The organism is Streptomyces sp. NPDC005202, from assembly GCF_040608235.1.
GTDB lineage: Bacteria > Actinomycetota > Actinomycetes > Streptomycetales > Streptomycetaceae > Streptomyces.
In genome coordinates this window covers 1-6,536 of the sequence record NZ_JBEXHW010000073.1, presented here as the reverse complement: position 1 = coordinate 6,536, position 6,536 = coordinate 1, and the positions used below count along the sequence as shown (strand labels likewise).

The 6,536-nt window shown below is 64.6% G+C and carries 5 protein-coding genes; 1 reads left to right on the top strand and 4 read right to left on the bottom strand.

Annotated features, from left to right (window positions below; translation table 11 throughout):
• Nucleotides 1-74: 74 nt before the first annotated feature.
• From ABZV31_RS37935 to ABZV31_RS37925, 3 genes are read right to left on the bottom strand one after another with little or no spacing between them, the layout of a single operon-like run.
• The gene (locus ABZV31_RS37935) at nucleotides 75-812 is read right to left on the bottom strand and encodes a hypothetical protein (RefSeq protein ID WP_355901398.1); all 738 of its coding nucleotides are present in this window, start codon (nucleotides 810-812) and stop codon (nucleotides 75-77) included.
• On the bottom strand, nucleotides 809-3,385 hold the full coding sequence (locus ABZV31_RS37930; RefSeq protein WP_355901396.1) for a hypothetical protein: 2,577 nt from the start codon (nucleotides 3,383-3,385) through the stop codon (nucleotides 809-811). Before ABZV31_RS37930 ends, ABZV31_RS37935 begins: the two co-directional genes overlap by 4 nt.
• 15 nt (nucleotides 3,386-3,400) lie before the next feature.
• The gene (locus ABZV31_RS37925; RefSeq protein WP_355901394.1) at nucleotides 3,401-3,928 is read right to left on the bottom strand and encodes a hypothetical protein; all 528 of its coding nucleotides are present in this window, start codon (nucleotides 3,926-3,928) and stop codon (nucleotides 3,401-3,403) included.
• Between the two features lie 830 nt (nucleotides 3,929-4,758).
• Here ABZV31_RS37925 and ABZV31_RS37920 point away from each other — a divergent pair.
• Nucleotides 4,759-5,778 (top strand): hypothetical protein, encoded by a 1,020-nt coding sequence (locus ABZV31_RS37920; RefSeq protein ID WP_355901392.1) that lies wholly within the window; start codon nucleotides 4,759-4,761, stop codon nucleotides 5,776-5,778.
• 144 nt (nucleotides 5,779-5,922) lie between these two features.
• On the opposite strand, the gene ABZV31_RS37915 is transcribed toward ABZV31_RS37920, so the two are convergent.
• Nucleotides 5,923-6,426, bottom strand: coding sequence for an NUDIX domain-containing protein (locus ABZV31_RS37915; protein ID WP_355901390.1), 504 nt, complete (start codon nucleotides 6,424-6,426; stop codon nucleotides 5,923-5,925).
• Nucleotides 6,427-6,536 lie beyond the last annotated feature (110 nt).

The following is a 6,536-nucleotide window of genomic DNA, read 5'->3' as shown; positions in this document are numbered from 1 at the left end:
GGCAACTTCGCCAGGAACCAGTAGCCGGCGCTGCGGCCAGCGCCCCTGCTCCAACCATCACCTGGAAACGGACATCACCTCACGAACCGCCCTCTTACGGTGCCTGCGAGTAGGACGAGTAGTTCCTTGCAGCCTTCAGGGGTCAGCTTGCCGACGAAATCGTGGATCACCTGAGCGACAACGACCCACTGCTGTCCGGGTTGCCACTGTCTGACCGTGCGGACCAGATCTTCGAGATCCGTACCGGCTGGTGGTCCGCCCAGGCGGGGCCAGTTCTCGGCCGAGCCTTCCAGAGCTGTGTAGAGCCGCGCGGCGGCGGGGTTGGCGAGGATGTGTTCTTGGAGGAATTCCTCGCGCCCTTTGGCCTGGCGACGGGCCAGCTCGTCCAGCTCGAGTTCGCGGCGCAGCAGCTCTTCCTGGCGACGGCGGTTCTGCTGCAGCTGTTCCGCGGCGAACGCGGCCTTCCGGGTTGCTTCGTCCACCTCGATGCTCACGGTGGCGTCTACGACGATCACGCCCACGCCACCGAGAGGCAGGGCTTCGGCGAGTGCGGTGCCAATGTCCTGCTCGGCGGCGTCAGGACGGAGGACATCGCAGGCGGCGGCTGCCTCATCGATCACGGCCCTGACGAGTTGCCCGGCTGCGTAAGGGGCCGCAGGGATGTCGGTGTCGTCACGACGCCGCCATGTCGCTCGGACATGTGCGCAGAAGTGGAGCGTCGGGTCCGCGCTGCGTGGTCGGTCGCAGAAGGTGGAGACCCAGGTGGCGCTGCCCGGTTGGGAGGCGCCTTTGGGGGTGGGGCGACGCTTCATGCGGCTTCGCGCTCCTCTGAGGTGTCTGCCTCGGGGTGTTCCTGCAGCAGGAGCTGCTGGACCTTGGCGAGGTCGGCGTCGAGGAGAGAGGAGAGTTCGAGCTTCAGGTTTGCCCGGTCGGGCGAGTACGGGCGGTCTTCGCTCTGGACCCATACCTGTGAGCAGGTACGCAGAGCCTCGCGCAGCGTCGGGCCTTCAGGGCCGCGGACGTCCACGGCCCGGCGGAGGGTATCGAGGATGATCGGTCGCAGAGGCGGCCGCTCAAGGGCCGCATCGAGCCACAGGAAGATGGCCCGGTCGAGTTCGCGATCCCCCGCCGCTCCGGTCGCCTGACGCAGGAGAGTGCGCCACCCGGTGACAAGGCCGGCGACCGGAGGGCGGAAGTCCTCCTCTTCGTCGGCATCCGGCGTGGTGTCGCTGTGGAGCACCAGCGGCACTCGGTCGGCTTCTGGCGCAGACGACGCGGCGAGAGCCGTGAACGTACGGTGGCCAACGGTGTCCCGGATTTTCTCGTCACCGCACCAATCGACGACGTACCCGAAGAGTGTCTTCCGGACGGAGGCGTCCGCCCACAGCACCTGAATCGCTTCGCGCAGGCTGTCCACGACCTCCGGCAGCCCGCTGTTGGCCACGCGCTTCAGGCGGCGTAGTGCCTTTCCGGTGTGACGCCGCCCGAATTGCCCTGTGCAGACCTCGACGACGGCCTGTTGGAGGGAGGGATCTTTGCGTTTGGCCCAGGACAGCAACAGGGAGTGCACGTAAGGAGCGCTGGCTGCGTGGATCGCCGCGTTGTCGAGCAACTTCACGGCCAAGGGCCACAGCTCTTTGTCCGTGCCGTGGGCGTACCACGCCGTGACGATCGCCTCTAGCGGCTCTTGTCTGCGATGACGTACGGCCCAGCGCAGCGCGAACTCACCGATGCGGCCTGCCAAGGCACGGCGGGCGTCCTTGGTGATGGTCTCCAGGGCTTCCTTGTTCGTTCCTGTGTCGTCGATGGGGACTTGGGCGAGCCACTTCAAGAACGAGGTGCGGGCCAGTGGACGGTCGTTCCAGAAGTACTCGATCGCGGCGTCATCCCAGTGGGGGCGGTCGAAACGGAGGGTCCCGTCCTCCTCGCGGCGCGCCTTGATGGCCTTGGTCATGGCGATCACGCCTGGTGCCTGTTGCCCGTGGACAGGGACAGGGGTGTCGCGTTTGTCGAGCGTGTCGGTCAACTCCGCGGCCTTGGCGTACACATGGCCTACTGGGTCACCGCGCAGGACCGCTGCGGTCAGGAGGAAGTTCCGTTCGAAGCTGGTCCGGACGCGGTCTTCTGGTTCGTGCCACTCGTAGAGCGCGTCTTCCCAGTTACTGAGGACGGCCACGACATTGGCGATCTGGTCGTCGAGGGAGCGGCGCCGCTCGGCAGAAGCCTGCTGCGCCGAATCCCGGGCTACGTCCGAGAGGCCATCGGCCGCGAGTCGCTCGGCCGCCCGGTGCTCATCGAGCATGAGGGGAGTGACGTTCAAGATGTCCGTGGGCGTCATGCCGTCGATGAGGCGGCGTATGTCGGCGCTGCCGAGCCAGGCACTGACGGGGAACGACGGCTCCTGCGCCAGCAGCCAGCGCGTGGCGATGTCGTGAGGGTGGATCTCGCCCAGATCCGGCGCAGCACTCGGCGGTGCGCCGTGGCTGATTCGTCGCCACTGTTCCGGTCGGGTCAGGACGATGAGTCGGTTGTCTCGTCGGGCCAGCCGCTCACTGAGCTTTCCCAGGCCGGAACCAAATGTGTCGGCTACCTGGAAGCCGTCTTCGTCTGGCGGGAGTTCGAGTAGGAATCCGCACCGGCGGTCATGAGGCAGACGGCGGGCGGGGAAGTGCTGGGATCCGCCGAAGGAGAGCGGACGTACTTCCGAAATCAAGCCTTCTTCCACGAGCTGGTCGAGAAGGGCGTATGCAGTCGTAGTCCTGCTGCTGTCAGGTGGGCGATTGATGACCAGGACGGAACCTGAAGGTCGCAGGATCTGAAGGGCCTGGGCGAAGGGACTGCGGGTCTGGTCTGTGTCTTCAGAGCGGGGCTTGGCATAAACCCTGCGGATCACTGCCAAGTATTCGGCGTCGATGGGCGCGTCGGCGTCCAGCGTCTGCTCGAACACGTACTTCGTGCCGATCATCTCGCCCAGGTTGATCAACGCGCGCTGGAGCGTGGCCGCCTGCCCGACAGCCTCGATCGCCTCAGGGGACGGTGATGCCGTCCTGCCCCGCTCGGTTTCTTGCTGGGCCGATGGCTCCGGGCTACTCGGTGGGGCGACAGGGACAGGTGGATACGACGAGGGTCCGGAGCCGGACTGAGCGCCCGGCGCCGTCACCACGTCGGGGCGAAAGTCCGTTGATGGCTCGGCGTTGGCCACTGAGCCCGTCGTGGGTAAGCCGGTGGAACTGCCGTGATGTTCCGCGCGGTTGGTTCCTTCTTCGTCTATGTAGCGGTCAAGCAGTGGTGGACGCACGCGCGAGTCTCCGGTGGCGCTGTGCGGCACTCCGGCAGCCGGAGCGGGCTGCTGCTGGGCAAAGTCCGGTTCGTCGTCGAAAGCCATCGGTCGCGTCGCCTCTCAGCCGATGGTTCCGTCGATCTCGGTACCTACTTGTTCCGCCGACGCCTCGATGACCTTCGCGGACTGGTCCACACGCACGCGGCCCTGTCGGGAAAAGCCTTGCGCGCGTACGCCGACCTGGTGGCCGGCTACGTGGTCCGCGCGTTGTGTGACGGAGACTCCTGGGCGGGCAGGCCGCTCCTCTTCGTCGCCGAAGGGCAGGTGCCGCCCGTAGATCTCCTCCAAGTCCAGGCGCAGCTCACCCAAGAGCTCCCTGAGCTCGGGATCGCTTCCCTGCAGCAGCGCAGGACGCGTCAGATACACCTGGAGTGCTCCGCGGGCTTCGGTGATGCGCTCGATTCGCGCGGAGGACAGTTCAGCTGGGTGGACGGTAAACGGCCCGCTGCGTCCTTCCACTTCTTCCGGTTCCTCCAGTGGAACTCGGCCCGCGCGTCGATCGAGGACCGCCCCGGCCCGATCGAACAGGAATTTGACCGCCTCGGTGAGCGCGGTGCCCACGAGCATCGGAAACGTCAGTGGATCCATGGCTGTATGCCCTCCCCGTTGATTGCGCATCCCGCGACGTACGTGCGGGCGCAAAACCTGACTGACGGTACGTTCGCTGTCACTCAGAGAGAAGAGTTGTTCCGGTCGCCGGAGGTGCTGTCCGGAATGCCCCTGGCGTTCATGTGTGCGATGTCCTTGACATGGGCATCATCCCGTGATGCCCATTCGATGCGCATATGGCAGGCGCACTTCCGGCTGGAATCATGCGGAATCAGCCGTGTGCGATCTTGCTGGCGTGGCCGAAATGCGGCAAAGGGGCGCACGACTCCTCCATGCCCGGAACGGAGGGTGCTTGCGCGACATCGGCATCGACGCGGGGGTCGGGCGTGGGTGCTAGCGGAGTAGGCCATGCATCGGACCTGCGCTGCGTCTAGGTCAAGCTGGAGCTGGTACACGCCTTCCATCACGACAGCCGATTCCGTGGGCTGCCCCGGGAAGGCTGCTACGCCTACTGCCTCGACCTCGCCCGCTTCATGGCCGGTCCTTCGCTCAACGTCCGCTCCCGCGCCCGGTGGTTTGACGAGCGCCAGACGGTGCGCCAACGAGGGCGCAGCAGGGGCATCGACCGACACGGTTCGCTCGCATCAAGGACAGCCGCCGGCTCGCCGTAGCCGCCATGGCGATGCGCATGGCGGTCGTCGTATCGGGACGCGGTGGCGGTGACAGCATCCAGTTCCGCGGAGGCTTCCCGAGCAGGCTTCTGTTTGCGAAGTTCGACCAAGCCCGCGGCACGTGGCCCGGCTGGTCCTGGCCCCTCGGATCTTCACGACGCTGAACCTCTGATCTCCATCAAACCAGTCCGTCGCGCCGTGACTGAGCCTGAGCATGACGGTATGTCGATTTGGTACCGGCCTGTTGGCCTTGTGCGCGCCCACTGGAAGCTCGCCTTCTTGCCGGTCGGGTTCGTGCTGAACCTCTGGGGCAACCAGCTTTATAAGGCGGGGCGCCAGGCCGTTGGGGCCGTGATCTTTGTTTTCAGTATCGCCCTCATTGTTGTGGCGGGACGTCACTGGCGAAGGATCTCTCCTGGTTTGCAGGCGCCGAAGCCTATACGCCGCATACGTAGTCGGCTGCGTCAGTGGCTGACAATGACTTTCCATACGCCCGTATGGCTCAGTCGTCGAGAGAAGGTGAAGGTGGTAATCTGGGGGATTATTGCGTTCAAGATCTTCTTCTACCCGCTCAATGTAGCTGACAGGATCATCGCAGCTCCAGAGCAATTCATCGCTCGCTACGGGGACGCTCAGAAGATGCTGGCCTTCTGCCTCCTCTTTCCTTACTTGGCGCACTGGTTCGAGCCGAAGGACAGGCTGCTTGAGCGACTGGAAGGGCGTGTCCTTCGAGCCATGGTCAGCCGGACGGTCGGGAACTTTAACGGAGCATGTGGTGTGGCCATTTTGCTATACGCCGTGCTGCCGACGATTTCTCGTGACTACACCAAGGTGCTGCCAGCTCTAGCGATCACTGTCGCAATTGCCACCGTGGTGGCCACGCACAAAATGTGGACCCGCTACCGCAAGTTGTGCACGCAGACATACAAGAACATTCAGACCCTGATCCGGGCGCTGGAGCAATCGCCCGGGGCTGGAGCGCATTCGGAAGTTCTGGCTGCATGGGAGGTGCTGGAGCTGGATTTGCGAACCCGAGTGGATACTGGCTATGTCTTCGGTATGCGATTCGCCCCGAAAGTGGTTATCTCCGCAATCGGCGAAGCGGTTGAGAAGGTGAACAGCGGGCTGCCCGGCCGTGAGGAGGCGCGGGCTCAGGCGGTGGCTGACTTGAAGATCATTCGAGGCGTGTGCGCTGAGCGGATTGATGCGGTGGCGTGAAGCGGTTTGTGGATCGAGCTGGCGTGCACCGTCTGCGGATTCATCTTCTCGTTGGGGAACGTTATGGGTTAAGACAGCAGCGCCTTCTGTCGGTCTCCAGATACGAGGACGGTCTGTGCTATCTGGTTCGCTGACGGCCTGGCACTACTGACCCCAGCCGTTCAGGGAGACTTCGGGGCCTCTGTCGAGGTAGCGGTGGAGGGCACTCGCGGTGGTGTCCACGAACTCCTCAGGGATGGCGGCGGCGTCGACCCAGCGGACCTGAGCGTGCTTGCGCGGCTCGCGGTTCTCGGGCTCGCCAGTCCATTCGTGGGCAACGAAGACGACGGTAAGGAAGCCGTTGGGGGCTTCGACTCCCCATGCTCCGTGAATGATGTGAGCCACCTTCAGGGACTCGGCCTTCACCGTCAGCCCGGTCTCCTCGTAGAGCTCGCGCACCGCGGTTTCGGTGATCGGCTCGCCGGGCTCGCTCTTGCCGACGGGCAGATCCCACATCCCCTGGGCGAACTTCGCGTTCTCGCTGCGCTGGAGGAGCACGACACGGTTGGCGTCTTGGTCGTGGACGATGACGCCGGCGACCAGCAGGGTCATGGATTCGAGCGCGGGCTCTAGGGCTTTGGACTGGTCGTCGGTGGTCGGTTGAGCCACTGTGCGTCCCTTCATGAGAAATTGTCAATACTTGTGGATGGCTCATCAGCAACGGTAGGTGGTGAGTGACGAGGCATACTGTCAGTCGTGACGACGTATGACCGCATCGG